Source organism: Kitasatospora sp. NPDC088783 (genome assembly GCF_044750705.1).
GTDB lineage: Bacteria > Actinomycetota > Actinomycetes > Streptomycetales > Streptomycetaceae > Kitasatospora > Kitasatospora fiedleri.
On record NZ_JBIVKJ010000010.1, the window covers coordinates 274,553 to 294,867 of the forward strand.

9 protein-coding genes are annotated in these 20,315 nt (G+C 71.6%); 1 reads left to right on the forward strand and 8 read right to left on the reverse strand.

Features of this window, described 5'->3' with window-relative positions; genetic code table 11:
• Positions 1-255, reverse strand: coding sequence for a hypothetical protein (locus ACIP60_RS26820; RefSeq protein ID WP_400688566.1), 255 nt, complete (start codon positions 253-255; stop codon positions 1-3).
• Between the two features lie 526 nt (positions 256-781).
• On the opposite strand from ACIP60_RS26820, the gene ACIP60_RS26825 reads away from it, so the two are divergent.
• Complete coding sequence (locus ACIP60_RS26825; RefSeq protein ID WP_400688568.1) at positions 782-2,080, forward strand: MFS transporter; 1,299 nt, start codon at positions 782-784, stop codon at positions 2,078-2,080.
• Positions 2,081-2,135: 55 nt separating this feature from the next.
• Here the strand turns inward: ACIP60_RS26825 and ACIP60_RS26830 are convergent, their stop codons facing one another.
• From ACIP60_RS26830 to ACIP60_RS26860, 7 genes are read right to left on the reverse strand one after another with little or no spacing between them, the layout of a single operon-like run.
• Entirely contained in the window at positions 2,136-2,792 is a 657-nt protein-coding gene (locus ACIP60_RS26830) for a hypothetical protein (protein ID WP_400688570.1), read from the reverse strand.
• A complete protein-coding gene (locus tag ACIP60_RS26835) occupies positions 2,789-3,610 on the reverse strand; it encodes an ATP-binding cassette domain-containing protein (protein WP_400688572.1) in 822 nt (273 codons plus the stop codon). Before ACIP60_RS26835 ends, ACIP60_RS26830 begins: the two co-directional genes overlap by 4 nt.
• 46 nt (positions 3,611-3,656) lie before the next feature.
• A complete protein-coding gene (locus tag ACIP60_RS26840) occupies positions 3,657-4,994 on the reverse strand; it encodes a PLP-dependent aminotransferase family protein (RefSeq protein ID WP_400688653.1) in 1,338 nt (445 codons plus the stop codon).
• Between the two features lie 55 nt (positions 4,995-5,049).
• Entirely contained in the window at positions 5,050-6,165 is a 1,116-nt protein-coding gene (locus ACIP60_RS26845) for an alpha-hydroxy acid oxidase (protein WP_400688574.1), read from the reverse strand.
• On the reverse strand, positions 6,162-7,190 hold the full coding sequence (gene hppD / locus ACIP60_RS26850; protein WP_400688576.1) for a 4-hydroxyphenylpyruvate dioxygenase: 1,029 nt from the start codon (positions 7,188-7,190) through the stop codon (positions 6,162-6,164). Before hppD ends, ACIP60_RS26845 begins: the two co-directional genes overlap by 4 nt.
• Positions 7,187-7,417, reverse strand: a complete 231-nt coding sequence (locus tag ACIP60_RS26855) for an MbtH family protein (RefSeq protein ID WP_400688578.1) — start codon at positions 7,415-7,417, stop codon at positions 7,187-7,189. The genes hppD and ACIP60_RS26855 overlap by 4 nt, the downstream gene beginning before the upstream one ends.
• Positions 7,414-20,250 (reverse strand): amino acid adenylation domain-containing protein, encoded by a 12,837-nt coding sequence (locus tag ACIP60_RS26860; RefSeq protein ID WP_400688580.1) that lies wholly within the window; start codon positions 20,248-20,250, stop codon positions 7,414-7,416. Before ACIP60_RS26860 ends, ACIP60_RS26855 begins: the two co-directional genes overlap by 4 nt.
• Between the last annotated feature and the right edge of the window lie 65 nt (positions 20,251-20,315).

The following is a 20,315-nucleotide window of genomic DNA, read 5'->3' on the forward strand; positions in this document are numbered from 1 at the left end:
TCATCCGGCAGCGGGCACCGCGCGGCCGGAGCGCTCGGCCTTTGCGTTCTCGGTCAGCAGCTCGTTGTAAGTCGTGGACGGGAGCGCCGGGCGACTCTCGCGCAGGGCGTTCCGGAGGGCGCGGGTGGCGTGGCAGGCGGGGCCCAGGACGCGCAGGAAGTTGTCGAGGAACACGCCGGAGGCGGCGACGCCGTCGGCCGGGGCGTCGTCGCGCCGGGTACGCGCCTCGGCCAGGCAGCCACGGATCATCAGCAAGCCGAAGTGGCGCGGTCCCAGATCCGCAGAGCCACCAGCAGTAGGTCCTCGTACGCGCCGGCCGGCCCCGTGAAGTCTCACCTGGCGCGGGACCCGACCTCGAAGCTCGGAACGAAACGCCCAGTCAGTCGAACCGCGTTCATTGAGGCGGGGGCAATTTATACAGTCGACAACGAACAATCCATCAGGTGGTTCGTATAGTACGCCAGGGTCTTGTACCACCTCAAGACGATTACTAAACAAGTGCACCTGGCCAGCACTTTTGCCCTGCATGACGGGCGAAACTTCTCAAAACGGGCACTCGCCCCAGTCGGCATCCAATCCCCACAAGTCACACGGGAAACGGATCCTCATCTTCCAGAGTAATTTCACTGGATTTATCCGCATTTCAGGACCCGGTCGACGATCTCGATTTCGCGTGTTTGAATTACCCGGACGTGTCGGTGGAAGCCGTCCGGAACAGGGGGATGAAATGACCAGTACGCGAAGGACAGGAAGGGCGGAAAACGACACCCTCGCGGCTCACGTGGCAGCCGTCAAACCGGACCGTTCCGCCGAACGGACAAACCTGTCGGCCCGCCGCGATTTCCGCTGGTACTGGCTCGGCCAGACCGTAAGTGTCATGGGCCAGCAGGTGGCGATCTTCCTCTTTCCGACCATCGCCATCGTCCTGTTCCACGCGTCCAGTCTGGGTGTCGGCCTGCTGAACGCAGCGAGCACTGCTCCCTATCCATTGCTGGCACTCTTCGCCGGCGTCGCGATGGACCGGCGGCGGCGCAGACCGGCCATGATGGGGTCGACCGCGGGCACGATGCTTGCGCTCGCCGCGATCCCCCTGGCCGCGGCCGCCGGGGTGCTGGGCATGGCGGAACTGTGCGTAGCGGCGCTCGCCGCCGGTTCGTTCGGCGTTCTGTATGACGTCGCCAACCAGTCGCACCTGCCGACCCTTCTGCCGAGGCACATGCTGCCGAGGGCAAACGCCAGGCTTGAGGTGTCCACCTCTCTCGCCATGCTCGGCGCGCCGGCCCTGGGCGGCCTGCTGGGTCAGTTCCTCTCCGGTACGACGGCGCTGGCGGTGGTCGCTGCCACGTTCGCCATACCGGTCCTGACGCTCATAAGCCTTCGCACCCCGGAGCCCCCGGCACCGCCACGGGAGCCAGGGGCTTCGATGTTCGCCGAGATGAGGGAGGGCGTCGCGGCACTGTGGCGGCACCCGCTGCTGCGCCCCGCGACGCTGGCCGCAGTGGTGCGGAACCTGGGCAACGCGGCCGGCTCGACGGTGTTGCTGCTCTTCGCATACCGAACCCTCGGGCTCCCACCCGGAACGGTCGGGATGCTCTTCACGCTGGTAGGCCTCGGCGGGGTCGGTGGCGCGTGGATGGCGGACCGGCTGCTGGCGCGCTTCGGTCTCGGAACGACTCTCATCGCCGCTTGTGCCTCCGGAGCGGTGTGGGCCGTGGCCCCGCTGGCCCTGTGGCTGCCGGCCGTGCCGACCCTCGTTGTAGTCGGTGCGTCGGCCTCGGTGTGGGTGCCGGTCTGGAACGCCACGATCACCACCTTGCGACAGTCGGTCACCAGGCCGGAGCTGCTGGGCAGGGTGCACGCGACGTCACGGACCATCAACTTCTGCGCGATGCCGCTCGGAGCCCTGCTGGGCGGGGCGGCTGCCGATGTCCTGGGCAATGCCATGGGCCCGAAGGCCGGAACCGGGTGGGCGCTCGTGCTGACCGCGGTGGCGTCGTCGGCCGCGACGGTGGTGCTGCTCCGCTCCGAACTGCGGTTGGTGCGGGAGATCCCCGGTGGCACGAGCGAGGCTGCGGCGTAAGCGACCGAAGGGACGTCCCGCACTCGCGCGGGACGTCCCTTCGGCTCTTTTCGGCTCAGCTCTTCTTGACGGTGATCGCGTGGGTGACGGCCGTTCCCACCGCGAGCAACACCGCGGCGGCGGCGAGCAGCACGCCCGTGGAGCCCAGGACGTCCGCCGGGTTCGTCGCCTGCTGGAGGTCGGTCAGCATGATGTTGACCGGCGACACGCCCTTGCCGAGCATGACGGCCAGCAGCAGCACCAAGGCGGCGACGAGCGCGTAGCCCTGTCGCCGGAACACCAGCCGCGAGCAGACCAGCCCGATGGCCATGCCGGTGAAGGCGCAGCTCAGCTGGGCCTCCGTGCCGAGGGCCAGATCAGCGAGGCGGACGGTGTGGGTTCCGAAAAACAGCGGTAACGCCAGACCGGCCACCGTCAGCAGCAGGCACCAGACGGCGGCGGTAGCGACCGAGCCGAGCAGGGCTCTCCGGTGGCTGCCCGCACTGACGACCACGATCGAGCGGTGCGGTGGGTCCTCCAGGCCGATCAGCGCCATGGTGAGCCATGCGGAGCACAGCAGCATGACGCCGGCCACTGCGGCGTAGCTGGCGGTGAGCGGGCCGTTGTCGCTGCTGGTCAGCACGGAGGTCAGGCCGACGAACAGAAGCAGTGGCGCGAGGTAGCGCTGGGAGAGCAGCAGCACCGTGAACATGTAGCGGACCAGGGGGATCACAGCGCGACACTCCTGGTGTCGGGACGGGAGCCGTGGTCGTGCGCGGCCGTGGCCACCGCATCCACCGACCAGAGGTGCTGCAGCGCGGTCATCAGTATGGTGTCCGAGTGCTCCCGGGTCACCCGCAGGGTGATGCCCTGGCCCCGGCGAGCGGCGTCCACCACGCCCGGAAACGAGTACCAGTCCAGCTCGGCCGGGATGGCGCCGCTGGCCGGCACGGTCAGTACCAGCTCGACCATCGGGGCGGAGCCTTCGGCGTGCGTGCCGCCGCGCCAAGTGACCCGGCCATCGGTGATGGCGTAGGCGCCGGTGGCGTGCGTCCCGGTGATCGCCTCGCGGTGGTCGGTGAAAACCACCGCGCCGCCGTGGGCGGCCGCTTCGTCGATGAACTCGCCCAGGACGCCGTGGGCCGAGGCGTCCAGCCCCGACCAAGGCTCGTCGAGGACGAGCAGATCGGGTCGGACCAGCAGGGCCTGGGCCACTGCGACCTTCTGCGCATTGCCCTTGGAGAGCGTGCGTAACGACGCGGTCGGGCCGCCCACGAGGGCCAGACGCTCCAGCAGGTCACCGCCCCGGGCGCGGGCCACGGATGTCGACATGCCTCGGATGCGTCCCATGTGGGTGAGGTAGGAAATCGCCGAGATGCGTTCGTGCGCCGTAAAACGGTCCGGTACGTACCCGACGGTCGGTGGTCGGCCCGAAACCGTGCCGGACGTGGGCTGTGACAGCCCGACCAGGATCTTCAGCAGGGTGGACTTCCCGGAACCGTTGGTGCCTATCACCGCGACCACGTCGCCGGCGGAGACCTTCATGTCCACGTCGCTGAGGATCCACCGCCCTGCACCGTAGCGCTTGCAGACAGCTTCACAGTGCAACAACTCGACTCCTGACTGTAATGTCCGCGCTCACACTACTACAGTCAGGCATCGAGTCGGCGTCCCTGTCAACATGACGTACCCCAAGGTCGGCGAAAAGGGTCGCAAGCCTGTTCAACCCCTCTTCCAACTGTTCGCCGGAGAGTGAACTGCAGGACAGTCGGAGCTGATTGTCCCCTTCCTTTCCGTCGTGAAAATACGACATCGGCGTCCAGAGCACACCGAACTCCCGACCAGACCGTTCGAGCAATTCGTCGTCGACGGTGAATGGCACATTGACGACGATGAAGAACCCGCCGCCCGGGGTGTTCCAGGATACGTCCGGGCACCGCCGGAACCGCGACTCCAGACCGCGCACAACGTGCGCCAGATTGCGCTGATAGATCTGCCGTTCGCCGGAGGTCGCCCGGGCCAGGCTGAAGTCGGCCTCCAGCAGGGCGCCCCCGATGACGGCCTGCGAGATCGGTGAGGTGTTCACGGTGACCATGCTCTTGATCCGTGAGAGCTGCTCGGCGAATCCACCGACCTGCCCCTGGGCGTCCCGTACCCGCTGATCGGCCACCAGGTAGCCCACCCTGGCGCCGGGGAGCACGGTCTTCGCGAATGATCCGAGGTACACCACCGTCCTGTCGGTGTCGAGCGCCTTGAGAGTAGGCAGACGCCCGGAGCCGTCGTGGAACATTCCGTACGGGTTGTCCTCCAAGAGGAGGATCCCTTCCCGGGCGGCCAGGGCGAGCAGTTCGCGGCGCGTTTCGAGCTCCAGGCGCAACCCGGAGGGATTCGCGAAGTCCGGTACGACGTAGCAAGCGCGGGGGTGTAGTCCGCGCTCGCGGGCCTGGTGCAGCTTCGCGGCCAAGTCCGCCAGGTCGACGCCGGTCGTACCGCTGGCCACCGGCACCACCGGCATGTCGACCAGCCGCGCCGCGCCGGTCAGCCCGACGTAGGTCGGTGCCACAGCCAGGACGACATCGCGCTCGTCCCGGCGCAGGCTGCGCAGAGCCAGGAACATCGCCTCCTGGCAACCGACGGTGACGACGATCGACTCCGGATCGACGCGCATCTCCTCGTCCACCTCGAGGTGGCGTGCGATGAGGTGCTGCACGATGCCGCTGGTCCGTCCGTACTGGCACAGGGTCCTGCGCACCTCGGCGGGGCCGTAGCCGAGGTCGGTCGACAGGTGGTCGCAGAACCGCTCCAGGCGGCAGTGCACCGACTGGATGTCGAAGCGGTCCTCGGCCGGCCGGCCCGGTGCGAAAGACAGGGCGTTCGGGTAACGCGCGGTGACCTCGTTGAGGAAGGTCATGGAGGCAAGCGCTGGATCCTCCATCGAGGCGTGCAGGTCGGCGAGGTCCAGGTCGTAGGCTTCCGAGGGGCGGCGGTCGTCAGTCACCGGGCACCCACCTGCGAGCGTGCAGCCCGGCCGCGGCGGCCAGGTCGGCACAGCCGGCGAGCAGCATACTCTCGCGCAGCTCGTCACTTAGAACGGACAGCACCTCGGCGACTCCCTTCTCGCCGTCAGCGGCCAGACCCCACAGGACGGGCCTGCCCAACAGCACTGCGGCCGCACCGAGCGCCAACGCGCGCAGGACGTCCGTGCCGGTGCGCACCCCGCTGTCCAGCAGGACGTCGCACTGCCCGCCGACCGCCTCGACCACCGCGGGCAGCTGGGCGATACTCGGGATGGCGCCGTCGAGTTGGCGGCCGCCGTGATTGGACACCACCACCGCGTCGGCGCCGCACTCCACCGCCCGTCGGGCGTCCTGCGGGTCCAGGATGCCCTTGACCACGAGGGGCAGCTCCGTTCGCCGGCGCAGCTGTTCCAGCTCCGACAGGGTCGGGACACCGAAGAGCGAGCGGGTGTGTGCGGCGACCGCGGACACCCCGGACGCCGGGCGGTGCGCCAGGTCGTCGAGTCCGGGCCCGAGCAGTGCGGCCCGGACGTGTGGGGGCAGCGTGAACCCGTTGGCCACGTCCCGCCAGCGCCGGCCCATGACCGGCACGTCCACGGTCACCACGAGGGCCCGGCAACCGAGTTGCTCGGCCCGGGCCACCAGCTCCTCGCGTGCCTGGCGCTCGCGCAGCCAGTACAGCTGGAACCACACGGCAGCACCGGTGTCGACCACGGCCTCGATCGGATGGCTGCTGAGAGTGCTGAGGATGAACGGCACCCGGGCGGCGCGGGCCGCCCGGGCAGTGGCGAGTTCGCCGTCGGGGTGCAGCAGGCGCTGGTAGGCCATCGGCGCCACGAGCAGCGGCATGGCGATGTCGGTGTCCAGCAGCCGGCCGCCGCAGTACGCGGAGGCTGTGCCGGCCATCACCCGGTGCACCAGCGTCACCGCGTCGAAGGCGGCCCTGTTCGCCGACAGCGTCGTCTCCCAGCCGCTGCCACCCTCGATGAAGTCCCATACCTCGGGCGCCGTGGCGGCGTGCGCCGCGCTCCGCAGGCCGGCCAGGCCGGGCGGCGCTGTAAAGGCCGGATGCCGCGGGCCGGTCCTCATTCGCCCTCCGCTGCCACGGCCTCGTACAGCGCACGGATGTTGCCGCTGCCGAACGTAGTGGCCCCGGCACGTTCGATGAGCTCGAAGAACAGCGTCCGGTGCTGGTGCGTGGAGCGGGTGAAGATCTGGAACAGCTGTCCGGCGTGGTCCTCGTCGGCCAGGATGCGCAGACTGCCGAGCTGCTCGGACGAATGGCGGGACAGCGCCAGCCGCTCAGGAAGCCTGCCATAGTACGCGTCGGGGGTGTCGAGGAACTCGACACCGGCCAAGCGCATCGTCGTGACGGTACGCACGATGTCGTCGGTGGTGAAGGCGACGTGCTGGACGCCGGCGCCGCCGTGGTTCTTGAGGAACCCGTCGATCTGTCCCGGGTCGCCGGTGGTGTCCGGCTCGATGACGGTCAGCGTGACCAGGCCGGAACGGCTCTGCACTACTTTGGAGTTCATCGCCTGGGCGCCGACGGTGATCCGCTCCTCGAAGATCATCCGGAAGTCCAGGACCCGCTGGTAGAACTCCGCGGTGGCGTCGAGCTCGCCCGCCTCCACGCACACGGCGAAGTGGTCCACGTACCGCAGGCCGGTGTCGGTCGCCGCCGCGTCGGCAGACGGCCGGGCCGCGGGCCGCTGGACGAAGGTGTGGGCCACGTCGCCGAATCCGGCCACAGACGCGGTGACGACCCCGTCCTTTTCTGTCGGCTCAGCGAGCGGACGCGCGCCGCGGCGAACCGCCTCGGCGAAGGCGCCCGCCGCGTCCGTGGCGCCCAGGGCGATGTCCGCGACGCCGTCGCCGTGGCGCCGGGTGTAGGCGGCGTCCGGATGCTCGTCGTGCAGCGGTTGTCTGAGCACCAGGCGGATTCCCCCACCAGTGAGGACAGCGGTGCGCTCCGCACCGGTCCGCTCCGGCGCATCAGTGACGGTCAGCCCGTAGCCGCGGACGAACTCGCTGGTCCGGGCGTCCAGATCGACTACGCAGAGCATGATGTGATCGACAGTCAGATCCTCGAAGTGGCTGCGGTCGGTGTTCACGGGGTGGCACTCCCCCTCGTGGCAGTGTCCATAGCCGCGATCAGGCTGTTGGGACGCATGTCGACCCAGTGCTCGTTCACGTGGTCGACGCAGGACTGGCGGTCGGCCTCGCCGTAGACCCTCTCCCAGCCGGCCGGCACCTCGGCGAACGAGGGCCACAGCGAGTACTGGCCCTCGGCGTTGCGCAGCACGAGGTAGGTGGCGTCGTCCTCGAATGGATTGGTCATGAGTTGGTTCCCTCCGTGTGTTGTGCGGATGCGGTGATCTCTCGGAGCCGATCCGCGACTACCGGTCCGATCACGCCGAGGGCCTGCGGCCGGGTCATCTCCTCGTGCCCGCAGGCGACTTCGTGTCGCCGCAGCGGGCCATCGACGTGCGGCTGCCAGAGCTTCGCTTCGAATCGGTCCTGATCCCGGTCGTGGGCCGCGGCGAAGTGCAGCAGCTCCCCCTGGAAGACGCCGGGAGTGAACGCCTGGGCGGCTCGGACGACGCTCAGGTACACGGCCGCCAGATTGCTCCGAATCCGGTCATCGAGCTGGAGTCCGGCGGTCTCCCGGCGCACTGCCTCGGCGACCTCCTCGGGCGCCGTGGCGGCGACCGGAGTCAGGTCGGCCAGCGGATAGCCGTCCAGCACCGCGAGCAGACCCACCTGTTCACCGGATTCCTGGAGCTGCACGGCCATCTCGTGGGCGATCAGCCCACCCGCCGACCAGCCGAGCAGGTGGTACGGACCCTGCGGAGCGACCCGGCGGATCTCGGCGACGTACGCTCCCGCCATGTCGGCCACCGTCGCCGGGAGGCGGTCCGGGCCGCCGTCCAGTCCCGGCGACTGCAGCGCGTACAGCGGGTGCCCGGCGTCCAGATACCGGGCAAGCCCGGCGAAGGACCAGCCGAGACCGGCCGCCGGATGGACGCAGAACACCGGTGCGCCCGTGCCGCCCGGCCGCAGCGGCAACAAGGCGTCCCAGTCGCCACCGAGCCGCGATCCGTCCGCGCCGCCGTCCAGGGCGGCCGCCAGCTCCGCGACCGACGGGGCCTCGAACAGCAGCCGCAGCCCGAGGTCGAGGCCCAGCACGTTGTGGACCCGGTCGATCAGCCGGGCGGCCAGCATGGAGTGGCCGCCGACATCGAAGAAGCTGTCGTGGACCCCGAGGTCGGGAGCGCCGAGGACCTCCGCGAAGAGCTCGCGCAGGACGGCTTCGCGCGGGCTGCGCGCGGCGCGGTCCGGCCGTCCGGAGAAGTCCGGCTCCGGCAGCGCGGCACGGTCCAGCTTCCCGTTCGGCGTGACCGGCAGCGCCGGTAGGACGATCACCGCGGCCGGCACCATGTGGGCGGGCAGCCGTTCGGCCGCGTGCGCTCGCAGTTCGGCCGGGTCCGGCGCGTCACCGTGCGATACGGCGTAGCCGATCAGCCGCGGCTCGCCCCGACCGTCCTCGCGGACGGTCAGCACGGCCTGGGCGACGGCCGGATGGTCGAGCAGCGCGGCCTCGATCTCGCCTGGCTCTATCCGGAACCCGCGCACCGAGAGCTGGTGGTCGGCGCGGCCCAGGAAGTGCAGCCGACCCTCGCGGTCCCAGCGGACCAGGTCACCGGTGCGGTACATGCGCGAACCCGGCGGGCCGAACGGATCGGGCAGGAACCGCTGCGCGGTCAGCCCGGGCCGTCCGAGGTAGCCGCGGGCCAGGCCGGGACCGCTCACGTACAGCTCCCCGGCGACTCCCGGCGGCACGGGCCGCAGCCGCCCGTCGAGGACCCGCACGCGGGCGCCGCCGATGGGACGGCCGATCGACGGGCGGTCCGGGCCGGTCAGCGGCTCGCTCATGGTGGCGCAGACGGTCGTCTCGGTCGGCCCGTACGCGTTGATCAGGCGCCGTCCGGAGCCCCACCGGCGCACCGCGTCGGCGGGCATCGCGTCGCCGGCCACGGCCAGGGTTCGAACCGTCGCCAGCCCGTCCGGCGGCAGGACCGACAGTGCCACCGGCGGCAGGGTCACGTGGGTGACGCGGTGCCGGGCGATCAGCTCGGCCAGCGGGCGGCCCGGCATCAGCTCCTCCCTGGTGGCCAGCACCAGTTCGGCGCCGGACAGCAGCGCCATGCACAGTTCGGAGAAGGCGGCGTCGAAGCTGGGCGAGGCGAACTGCAGCACCCGGTCCGCTGCGGTGACCTGGAACCGCTCGATCTGACGGACCGCCAGATTGGCGATGCCCTCGTGGGTCACCACCACCCCGTTCGGGCGGCCGGTGGAGCCCGAGGTGTGGATGACGTACGCCGGATGGGCGGTCAACAGCGCGACGGTGCGGTGCTGGTCGGCCAGCTCGGTGTCCGGTAGCGCGTCGACCGTCCGCGCGGTGAGCGGGTCGTCGAGCACCAGCGCGGCAGCCGGCTCCGGCAGCCGATCGGTCAGCGAGCGCAGGGTAAGCACCTGGGCCGGCCGGGCGTCGTCCAGCATGTGCCGGATCCGCTGGGCCGGGTAGTCCGGGTCCACCGGCAGGAAGGCGCCGCCCGCCTTGAGTACGGCCAGCACGGCGGTCACCTGCTCGGGCGAGCGCGGCAGCAGCAGCGCCACGGTGCTCTCCGGACCCACGCCGAGCGAACGGAGGTGGTGCGCCAGCCGGTTGGCCTGGCGGTTCAGCTCCGCGTACGACAGGGTGTCATCTCCGGAGCGCAGCGCCGTACGGTCTGGCGTGCGCGCCACCTGCAGCTGGAACAGCTCCGGCATGGTCCGCGCGGGCACCGGCGGCTCCGGAGCAGCGGACCACTGCTCGATGCCGAGCCGCTCGTGCGGCAACAGCACGTCAAGAGAGCTGATCGGCGCCCGCGGGTCGTCCGCCACGGCGGTCAGCAGGGCCACCAGGCGGTCGGCCAGCGCGGTCACCGTGGCCTCGTCGAACAGGTCCGCGTTGTACCGGATGCTGCCCTGCGCGCCGGCCGCCAAGCCCTCCGGCGTGCGGCTCTCGCCGATGGATACGTCGAGGTCGAACCTGGCCGTGCCGGGGTCCACCTCCGGTTGGGTGATCGTCAGGCCGTCCAGGTCGAACCGCGGCGGCTCGGTGTTCTGCAGCACCAGCAGGATCTGGAACAGAGGGTGCCGGGACACCGAGCGGGTCGGGCTCAGGACCTCGACCAGCCGCTCGAACGGCACGTCCTGGTGAGCGTAGGCGGCCAGCGCGGTGGTACGGACCCGGTGCAGCAGCGTGACGAAGTCCGGATCGCCGGAGGTGTCGGTGCGCAGCACCACGGTGTTGACGAAGAAGCCCACCAGCTGGTCGAGGGCCTGGTCGCCGCGGCCCGCCAGCGGGCTGCCGATCGGGATGTCCGTCCCGGCGCCGAGCCGGGTGAGCAGCGCCGCGAGCGCGGCCTGGAAGACCATGAAGGTGGTGACGCCCTCGCGCCGGGACAGCTCGGTCAGCTTCCGGTGCAGCCGCGCGTCCAGTTCGAGCGGCACCAGGCCGCCCCGGTGGCCGGGCACGGCGGGGCGCGGACGGTCGGCGGGCAGGGTGAGCTCCTCCGGCAGGTCCGCCAGAGCGTCCCGCCAGTGGGCGAGCTGCCGCGCGATGGCGCTGTCCGGGGCGTCCTCGGTGCCGAGTAGTTGCCGCTGCCAGAGCGTGTAGTCCGCGTACTGGACCGGCAAGGGCTGCCACTGCGGGGCCCGGCCCGACGAGCGGGCCCGGTAGGCGGTGGTGAGGTCGCGGGCCAGCGGAGCGTACGAGGAACCGTCGCCGGCGATGTGGTGCAGCACCAGGAGCAGGACGTGCTCGGTCGGCGAGAGCCGGAACAGCACGGTGCGCAGCGGCGGTTCGACGGCCAGGTCGAAGCCGGTCCGGCTCGCGGTGGACAGCGCGGCGGGCAGCTCCGCAGCGGTGACCGGCACCGTGACGAGGGCGGCCGGGCCGTCCTCGGCCACGAGGATCCGCTGGTGGGGAACGCTGTCGTGGTCCGGGAAGACGGTGCGCAGGACCTCGTGCCGTTCCACCACGTCCCGCAGTGCGGCGTCCAGCGCTGCCGGGTCGAGCTCCCCGGACAGCCGCAGGGCCAGCGGGATGTTGTACGCCCCCGGGCTGCCGTCGAGCCGGTTGAGGAACCACAACCGCTGCTGGGCGTGCGACAGCGGGATCACCGCGGGGCGTTCGGCCGGGACGAGCGCCTGGCGGGCGGTGTCCGCGGTGTCCAGCCGGGCCACCAAGCCGGCCGGGGTCGGCGTCTCGAAGACCGCGCGCAGCGGCAGTTCGACCCCGAACGCGGAGCGGACGGCGTTGCTGAGCCGGGTGGCCAGCAGGCTGTGCCCGCCGAGCTGGAAGAAGCCGTCGTCCGGGCCTACCGAAGGCACGGCGAGCACCTGGGCGAACAGCTCGCTCATCAGCTCCTCGCGGGGGTCGCGCGCCTGGCCGCCCGCGGAGCGGGCACTCAGGTCCGGGGCCGGGAGGGCGGCCCGGTCGAGCTTGCCGTTGGCGTTCATCGGCAGCGCGTCCAGGAGGACGAACGCGGTCGGCACCATGTACTCCGGCAGCGAGGCGGCGGCGTGCGCGGCGATCTCCGCGACGGTCGTACCGCTGCCCGGGCGGAGCGCCACGTGGGCCACCAGGCGCCGGTCGCCGGCCGGGTCGGCCACAGCGCTCACTGCGGTGCCCGTCACCGCCGGGTGGCGGGTCAGGACGTTCTCAATCTCGCCGAGCTCGATCCGGAAGCCGCGCACCTTGACCTGGTCGTCGGTGCGGCCCAGGTAGTCCAGAGCGCCGTCCTGGCGGCGGCGCACCAGGTCGCCGGTACGGTACATCCGCGCCCCCGGCCCGCCGAAGGGGTCGGCGACGAACCGCTCGGAGGTCAGCGCGGGCCGGCGGAGGTATCCACGGGCCAGACCCGCGCCCGCCAGGTACAGCTCACCGCGGACCCCGGTGACAACCGGTCGCAGCCGCTCGTCGAGGACGTAGGCACGCACGTGCGGCAGGGGCCGGCCGATCGGCGGAGCGCCGATCTCCTCGCCGGTGGCCTTCTCGTCATCCGAGTACCAGGCGGTCGCATAGACGGTGGCCTCGGTCGGGCCGTAGATGTTGGCCAGTCGCGTTCCGGGTAGCAGCCGACGCACCTCCCGGACCAGGTGTTCCGGCAGCGCCTCGCCGGCCATCACCAGGGTCCGGGCGGAGAAGGCGGCCTCGCCGCCGGCGAGCAGCGCGGCGAATACCGACGGTACGCCGCTGACCAGGGTGCCCGACCAGGGCCGCTCGGCCAGTTCCAACAGGTCGCGCACGATCTCGACGTGACCGCCGGTCATCAGCGGTGCGAACAGCTCGAACACCGAGACGTCGAAGGAGAGCGAGGTGGCGGCCAGGACGTCCGCCAGGCCCTCGGCCCCGAACCGGTCCACCGCCCACTCCAGCAGCCGGGCCATGCTGCCGTGGGAGACCACGACGCCTTTGGGCCGGCCGGTTGAGCCGGAGGTGTAGATGACGTACGCGGCGGAGTCCGCCGCGTACGCCGCGCCCCGTTCCTCCGCGGAGAGGGCGTCGCCGCGGGTGCCGGCGAGGGAGGCCCGTACCGCGGAATCGTCCAGGCGGACCTGGGGCAGCACTGACAGGTCGGGGATCCCCGCCACCGCCTCGCCCTCGGTGATCACCAGAATCGGCCGGGCATCGGCACAGGCGAAGGCGATCCGTTCAGCCGGCTGGCCGCGGTCCACCGGAAGGTACGCCGCACCGGACTTCAGCACCGCGAGGACAGCGACCAGCATCCGCTCCGAGCGCGGCAGCGCCACGGCGACCACGCGCTCCGGACCGGCGCCGCCGGCGACCAGGAGCCGGGCCAAGCGGTTGGCCTCGGCGTCGAGGTCAGCGTAGGACAGGGTGCTGCCCGCACAGCTGACCGCGGGCGCCGCGGGCGTGCGCTGGGCCTGCGCCTCGAAGCGCAGCGGCACCGGATCGAGGCGCGTCGGGCCGGACGTCTGCGCGTCGGCGGGCCGGGGCCGCTCCTGCGGGGTCAGGATGTCGACGTCCCCGATGGGCAGGGCCGGGTCCGCGGCCACCTCGCTGAGGAACCGGATCAGCCGGTCGGCCAGCGAGGCGGCGCTCGCCTCGTCGAACAGGTCCACGCAGTAGCCCACGGTGCCCTCGATACCGGCCGGTTCGCCAGCCGGTGTGCGGGTCTCGCGTAGCTGGACGTCGAGGTCGAACTTGGCCGTCCGCTGCGGAATCCGCTGCCCGGTGACCTCAAGCCCCGGCAGGGCCACTGCCTCACAGCCGCCGGGCTGCAGCGCCAGCATCACCTGGAACAGCGGGTGCCGCGACAGCGACCGCGGCGGCGCCAGCACCTCCACCAGCCGCTCGAACGGGACGTCCTGATGGGCGTAGGCCTCCAGGTCCTCCGCGGCTACCTGCCGGAGCAGATCAGCGAAAGCCGGGTTGCCGCCGGTGTCGGTGCGCAGGACCAGAGTGTTGACGAAGAAGCCGACGAGCCGCTCCAGCGAAGCATCGGCGCGCCCGGCCACCGGAGTGCCGATCGGTAGGTCGGTGCCAGCCCCCAGCCTGGTCAACAGCGCCGCGAGGGCAGCGTGCAGAACCATGAAGAGGGTGGCGCCGTGCTCTCGGGCCAGGCCGAGAAGGTTCGCGTGCAGCCCGGCCGGCAGCCGGAAGGCGACCTCTGCGCCCCGGTAGCTGAACTCGGGCGGCCGCGGCCGGTCCGTCGGCAGCTCCAGGCCCTCCGGCAGCCCGGCCAGCCTGTCGCGCCAGTAGGCGATCTGGCCGTTGATCCGGCTTTCCGGGTCCTGCTCGCTGCCGAGCACCGCGCGCTGCCACAGCGCGTAGTCGGCGTACTGGACGGGCAGCACTGGGAAGTCCGGTGCCCGGCCGGCCAGGCGCGCCGCGTAGGCGGTGCCGAGGTCGTGGGCCAGCGGGTCCATCGACCAGCCGTCACCGGCGATGTGGTGCAGCACCACGAGCAGCACATGATCGGTGGGCGTCAGCCGGAAGAGCGTCGCGCGCAGCGGAAGTTCGGCGCTGATGTCGTGGCCGCGGTCGGCCTGCGCCGTCAGCGACCGTTCGAGCGAGTCGGCGTCGGTGTCCACCACAGCAAGGCCGGGCCGCGCCTGCTCCGGGTCCAGGATCCGCTGCACCGGTTCGCCGTCCACCTCGGTGAAGACCGTGCGCAGCGACTCGTGCCGTACCACCAGGTCGTGTAGGGCCAGGCGCAGTTCGCCCTCCCGCACCGGGCCTGACAGTCGCAGCGCGATCGGGATGTTGTAGGCGCCGCCGTGTTCCTCCAGCCGGTGCAGGAACCACAGCCTGCGCTGGGCGAACGACACCGGCAGCGGGTCCGGGCGGTCCATCGGGACCAGCGGGGCCTGCGCCGGAGTCGCCCGGTCGAGCCGCTCGGCGATCGCCGCGACGGTGGGCGCCTCGAACACGGTCCGCACGTCCAGTTCGGCGCCGAATGCCGAGCGGATCGCGTTGACCAGCCGGATGGCCAGCAGCGAGTGCCCGCCCAGCTGGAAGAAGTCGTCCTCGATGCCCGCCTCGGGCAGCCCGAGCACGTCGGCGAACAGCGCGCAGAGCGTCTCCTCGCGCGGCGAGCGCGGCGCGCCCGAACCGGCCTGCACCCCCGGATCGGGTTCCGGGAGGGCCGCCCGGTCGAGCTTTCCGTTAGCAGTGACCGGAAGACGGTCCAGCACTATGAACTCCGCCGGAACCATGTACGCCGGCAGCCGGGTGCCGAGGTGCGCCCGGAGCTCCTTGGCGAGCCGCCCGGCCTGTTGGAAGAGCAGCGGCGCGTTGGTGTCGGGGGCAGCCTCGTCCTCGGTGGTGGGCTCGGCCCACTCGGTCGGCGGTACCGGGCCGGTGGACTCGGAGGCGTCGGCGAAGAGCACGTCGAGCAGGGGGTCGGGCCCGGACGGCGACCAGGTGACGGCCGTCCGGTAGCCGAGCCGGTCGCCCATCTCGTACAGCAGCGCCGGGTCGACTCCGGCGGCCTCCACCAGCCGGGCCCGCACCCGGGCGAGCGGCTCGTCCGCGTCCAGGGCGGCGGCCGCCGCCGCCTCCGGCCCGGTACGGCCGTCCGGCACCCCGGTCACCCGCAATCTCCGCGGGCGGTGCTGCGCAAGGCGTGCATGAAGGTCCGTCAGAGCGGTGACATCCTGGGCCCAGCGCAGGGTGGTCGCCTCGACCGGCGGCACCGGAGCGCTCACCGCGGCGTGCAGCACGACGTCGTAGCGGTAGCGGGTCAGTTCGTTGTGGGCGCGGCCGCGCTTGACGCGGACGTCGGCGCCGGCGAGGCCGTCAGTGGCCCGGGCGAACCGGTGGAAGAAGCCGGGCGCCACCAGGAGTTCCTTCTCCCGCTCCGCCCGGCGCCAGGCCCGGCGCCGGAGCTTGGAGGTGTCCTCGGCGCCGTCGGTGCGCGCCACCTCGACGGCGGCGTGGAAGGTGTGCAGCAGATCCAGATTGCGCACGTCGCCCACGAACAGCGAGCCGCCGGGGGCGAGCAGGGCGGTGAGTGCGGTCAGCACCCGCCGCAGGTAGCCGGCGTCGGGGAAGTACTGCACCACCGAGTTGATGACGATCGTGTCGAAGTGCCCGGCAGGCAGGCCAGTGAGGTCGTCCGCGCTCTGGGTGCTCAGCCGCACGGTGGGGTGGGATCCCAGATGGGCGCGGAGCGTGCGGATCGCCTGGTCAGAGAAGTCGGTGGCCCAGTACGACTCGCACTCGGCGTACAGCTGGGACAGGATCAGGCCACTGCCCACCCCTATCTCCAGCACGTGCCGCGGTCGCAGTTCGCGGATCTGCTCGACGATGGAACGGCGCCACTCGTCCATCTCGTCCAAGGGGATGGGACGGCCGTCGTAGCTGCTCTCCCAGCCGGAGAAGTCCGAGCCGAAGGCGGCGGAGCGGGCGCTGTCGTACATGCCGTCGTAGATCTGCCGCCATTCGGCGACGTGCTGGAGCGCCCCGGCCTCCTGTTCGGCGGGCCGCAGGCCGCCCGCGACGACGTAGGCGACCAGCTGCCGTTCGCCGCGGTGGTCGAGGCGCGCCAGCACCTCGGCTTCCGAGACCTCGGGGTGGTCCGCCAGCGTCGCGGCAACCTCCCCGGGCTCCACCCGGAAGCCGCGGATCTTGACCTGGTCATCGCCGCGTCCCATGAACTCCAGCTGCCAACTGCTGTTCCAGCGCGCGAGATCGCCGGTGCGGTACATCCGGCTTCCGGGGGTTCCGAAGGGATCGGCGATGAACCGCTCAGCGGTCAAGCCGGCCTGGTTGAGGTAGCCGCGTGCGAGACCGCTCCCGGCCAGCCAGACCTCGCCGGTCACTCCCGGCGGTACCAGCCGCAGCCACTCGTCCAGCACGTAGACCCGGGTGCCGGCCAGCGGCCGCCCGAGCGGCACCCGGATGTCAGCGGTGTACGGCGACCGGAGCTCGTGGTGAGTGGCACACAGCGTCATCTCGGTGGGCCCGTACAGCTGGCGCACGACCGCTCCGGGCGCATGCTCCAGGACACGCTGGACCGCGACCGGAGAGACGACGTCGCCACCGGTGAGCACCTCGCGGACGGTGGCCAGGCACTCGGGCGCGTCCTCGGCCACGACCCGCAGGAGCCCGGCGGTGAAGTGCACGGCGGTTATCTTCTCGTCCGCGATCAGCCTGGCGAGGGCGGCGGTGTCCAACGGTCCGGGCGGGGCGAGCACCACCTCGTTCCCGGCCAGCAGCGGAACCCAGAGCTCGTAGTCGCTGATGTCGAAGGCGTAGGGGGCGTGCATGAGCACGCGCTCATGGTTGCCGGAGTCCCAGCACGGGTCGTCGGCGAGGGCCACCATGTCCCGGTGGGCGACGGTCACACCCTTGGGCAGCCCGGTGGAGCCAGAGGTGTACATGATGGTGGCGAGCTGGTCCGGGTGGACGACCGGCAGGTCGGGGCCAGTCGCGGTGGCATCGGTCGGCACCTGCTCCACCTCCACCACGACGACCTGTGCCCCGTGGTGGAACTCCCGGGCGAGCATGGCCCGGTCAGTCAGCAGCACAGACGCCGCGGTGTCCGCCATGACCCATTCGAGCCGGTCCGCCGGGTACGCCTCGTGCAGTGGGACGCAGACTCCTCCGGCCTTCCACACGGCGAGCATCGACACGACCAGTTCAGGGGAGCGCTCCAGGAAGACCGCGACCCGGCTCTCCGGTCCGACGCCCCGGGCGATCAGGGTGCCGGCCAACGCGTCGGCCCGCCGGTCCACGTCCTGGTACGTCAGCTCCCGGTCCCCAGCGCGCAGGGCGACCCGGCCATGGTGCTCCGCGGCCGTGCGGGAGAACCGTAGGTGCAGCACGTCCTCGGCGCCGCGGACCGGCGCGGGGAGGTTAGCGAGCAACCGGCGGCGTTCGTCCTCGCCGAGGATCTCGACGGCTCCGATCCGTCGGCGCGGGTCGGCGGCGACGGCCCGCAGGAAGCTCGTCAGCCGTTCGACGATGATTCCGACGGTGGTGTGGTCGAAGAGGTCCGTGCGGTACTCGACGGTGCCCTGGACGCCGTCCGCCACCCGACCCTCGCGGAACCGCTCGGAGAGGTTGAACGCCAGGTCGAACTTGGCTGACGGCAGCGGCTCCCCGGCCAGGTTCACGTCCAGACCGGCGAAGCGGATGTCGGCATCGGGAGTGTTCTGCAGTGCGAGGAAGACCTGGAACAGAGGGTGCTGGGACAGCGAGCGCTCCGGCTTGAGGATCTCAACCAGGCGCTCGAACGGAAGGTCCTGATGGGCGTACGCTGCAAGGGCGTTGTCCCGGACCGTCGTCAGCAGTTCGGTGAAGCGCGGGTCGCCCGCGGTGCGGGTGCGCAGGACCAGGGTGTTGACGAAGAAGCCGATCAGGTCTTCGAGAGCGGCATCCGTCCGCCCCGAGATGGGCGAGCCGATCGGGATGTCGGTGCCCGCTCCGAGCCGGGTGCACAGCGCGGCCAGCGCAGCCTGCAGCACCATGAAGAGGCTGGCGTTGTGCCGGTGGGCCAAGTCGAGTAACTGCTGGTGAAGTTCGGCGCCCAGGCTGAAGCTGACCGTCTCGCCCCGGAAGCCGGCCTCGCGCGGACGCGGCCGGTCCGTCGGCAGCAGGGTCTGCTCGGGCAGTGCGCGCAGCGCGTCCTGCCAGAAGGCGGTCTGCGTCGCGAGGAGGCTCGCCGGGTCGTCGTCCGCGCCGAGGACCTCGCGCTGCCACAGCGTGTAGTCCGCGTACTGGACCGGCAGCGGACGCCAACCAGGCTCTTGGCCAAGTCTCCTGGACCGGTAGGCCGCGCCGAGGTCGCGGGCGAGCACGGTCAGCGACCAGCCGTCGGCGGCGATGTGGTGCTGGACGAGCAGCAGTACGTGCTCAGTCGGCGACAGTGCGAACAGGTGGGCGCGCAGCGGGACTTCACGGGTGAGGTCAAAGGCCTCGGCCGCGGCGGCGCGCAGCCGGCCGGGCAGGTCCGCCTCGCCGCTCGGCGTCACGGTCAGGACAGGGCGGCCCTCCTGCACGTCGAGGACGCACTGGTAGGGCTCTCCGTCGGCCTCGGGGAAGACGGTGCGCAGCGCTTCGTGGCGGGCGGCGACGTCGGCGAGGGCCTCCGCGAGCGCCGCGCGGTCCAGTTCGCCGCGCAGCCGCAGGACGCTCTGCATGTGGTAGGCGGAGCCGTCGTCCGCCAGCCGGTTGATGAACCAGAGTCGGCGCTGCCCGAACGACAGCGGGATCTGCGCGGGCCGGGCCGCGGGGGCGAGCGTTCTGCGCGCGCCGGCCGAGCCGTCGATCCGGGCGGCGAGGGCGGCGACGGTGGGCGCCTCGAAGAGGGTGCGCACCGGGATCTCCACCCGCAGCCGCGTGCGCAGGGCGTTCACCAGGCGGGTGGCGAGCAGCGAGTGGCCGCCGTGCTCGAAGAAGTTGTCGTCCAGGCCCATCTGGGACACTTCGAGGATCTCGGCGAACAGCTCGCAGAGGATCTCCTCCTGCGGGGTGCGCGGTCTGCGCCCGGGCCCGGCCGGGCCAAGGTCGGGGGCCGGCAGCGCCTTGCGGTCCAGCTTGCCGTTGGGGGTCAGCGGAAGCGCCTCAAGCAAGGTCAGGACGGTGGGGACCATGTGGCCGGGCAGCCGGCGGGCGAGGTGCTCTCGCAGTGCGGCCGGGTCCGGGGCAGTGCCGGGGACGGGCACGGCGTAGCCGGTCAGGACCGGCCCGCCGGAGCCGAAGTCCCGTGCCACGACGGCGGCCTGGGCGACCTCGTGGTGATCGGTGAGCGCGTGTTCGACCTCGCCGAGCTCGATCCGGAATCCCCGGATCTTGACCTGGCCGTCGGTCCGGCCGAGGTAGTCCAGGCTGCCGTCGTCGCGCCAGCGGGCCAGGTCCCCGGTGCGGTACATCCGGGATCCGGGCGGGCCGAAGGGGTCGGCCACGAAGCGCTCGGCGGTCAGCCCGGGCCGGTTCAGGTACCCGCGGGCCACGCCGGCGCCCGCGATGAACAACTCGCCGGTAGCACCGGTGGGCGCGGGGCGCAGCGCGCGGTCGAGCACGTACGTGCGGGTGTTCGCGAGTGGGCGTCCGATCGGGGGACGGCCGGGAGCTTCGGGGTCGACGGTGGCCGCCGTCGACCAGATGGTGGTCTCGGTCGGGCCGTAGACGTTGGTGACCTCCGCGACCGCCTCGCCCAACTCCCGGGCCAGGCCCTCGGGAACCGCCTCGCCGCCGACCAGCGCCTTCAGCCCCGCCAGGCCCTCTGGACCGTGGTCGAGTACGAGGCGCCACAGGGTGGGCGTGGCCTGGACGGCCGTCACTCCGGTATCGGTGATCAGCTGCTTGAGCGCCTGCGCGTCGTGCGCGCCGTCCTGCGCCGTGAGGACCAGCTCACCGCCGGACAGCAGCGGCAGTAGCAATTCCAGGTTGGCGATGTCGAAGCCGAAGGTGGTGACCGCGAGCATGCGGTCGTCGGGGCCGAAGTCCAGCCGTTGCTGGAAGTCCGCCAGCAGGTTGACGAGGTTCTCGCCCGGGATCACCGTGCCCTTGGGTACTCCGGTCGAGCCGGACGTGTAGATCACATACGCAGGGCTGAGCGGGTGCGGGCGGGCGGGCCGGTCATTCGCCATGGGGATCCCTCACTGAGGACGGCAGGGTGGTGCGCAGGGCGGTGTCGGGGTCGATGGGCCCGGAC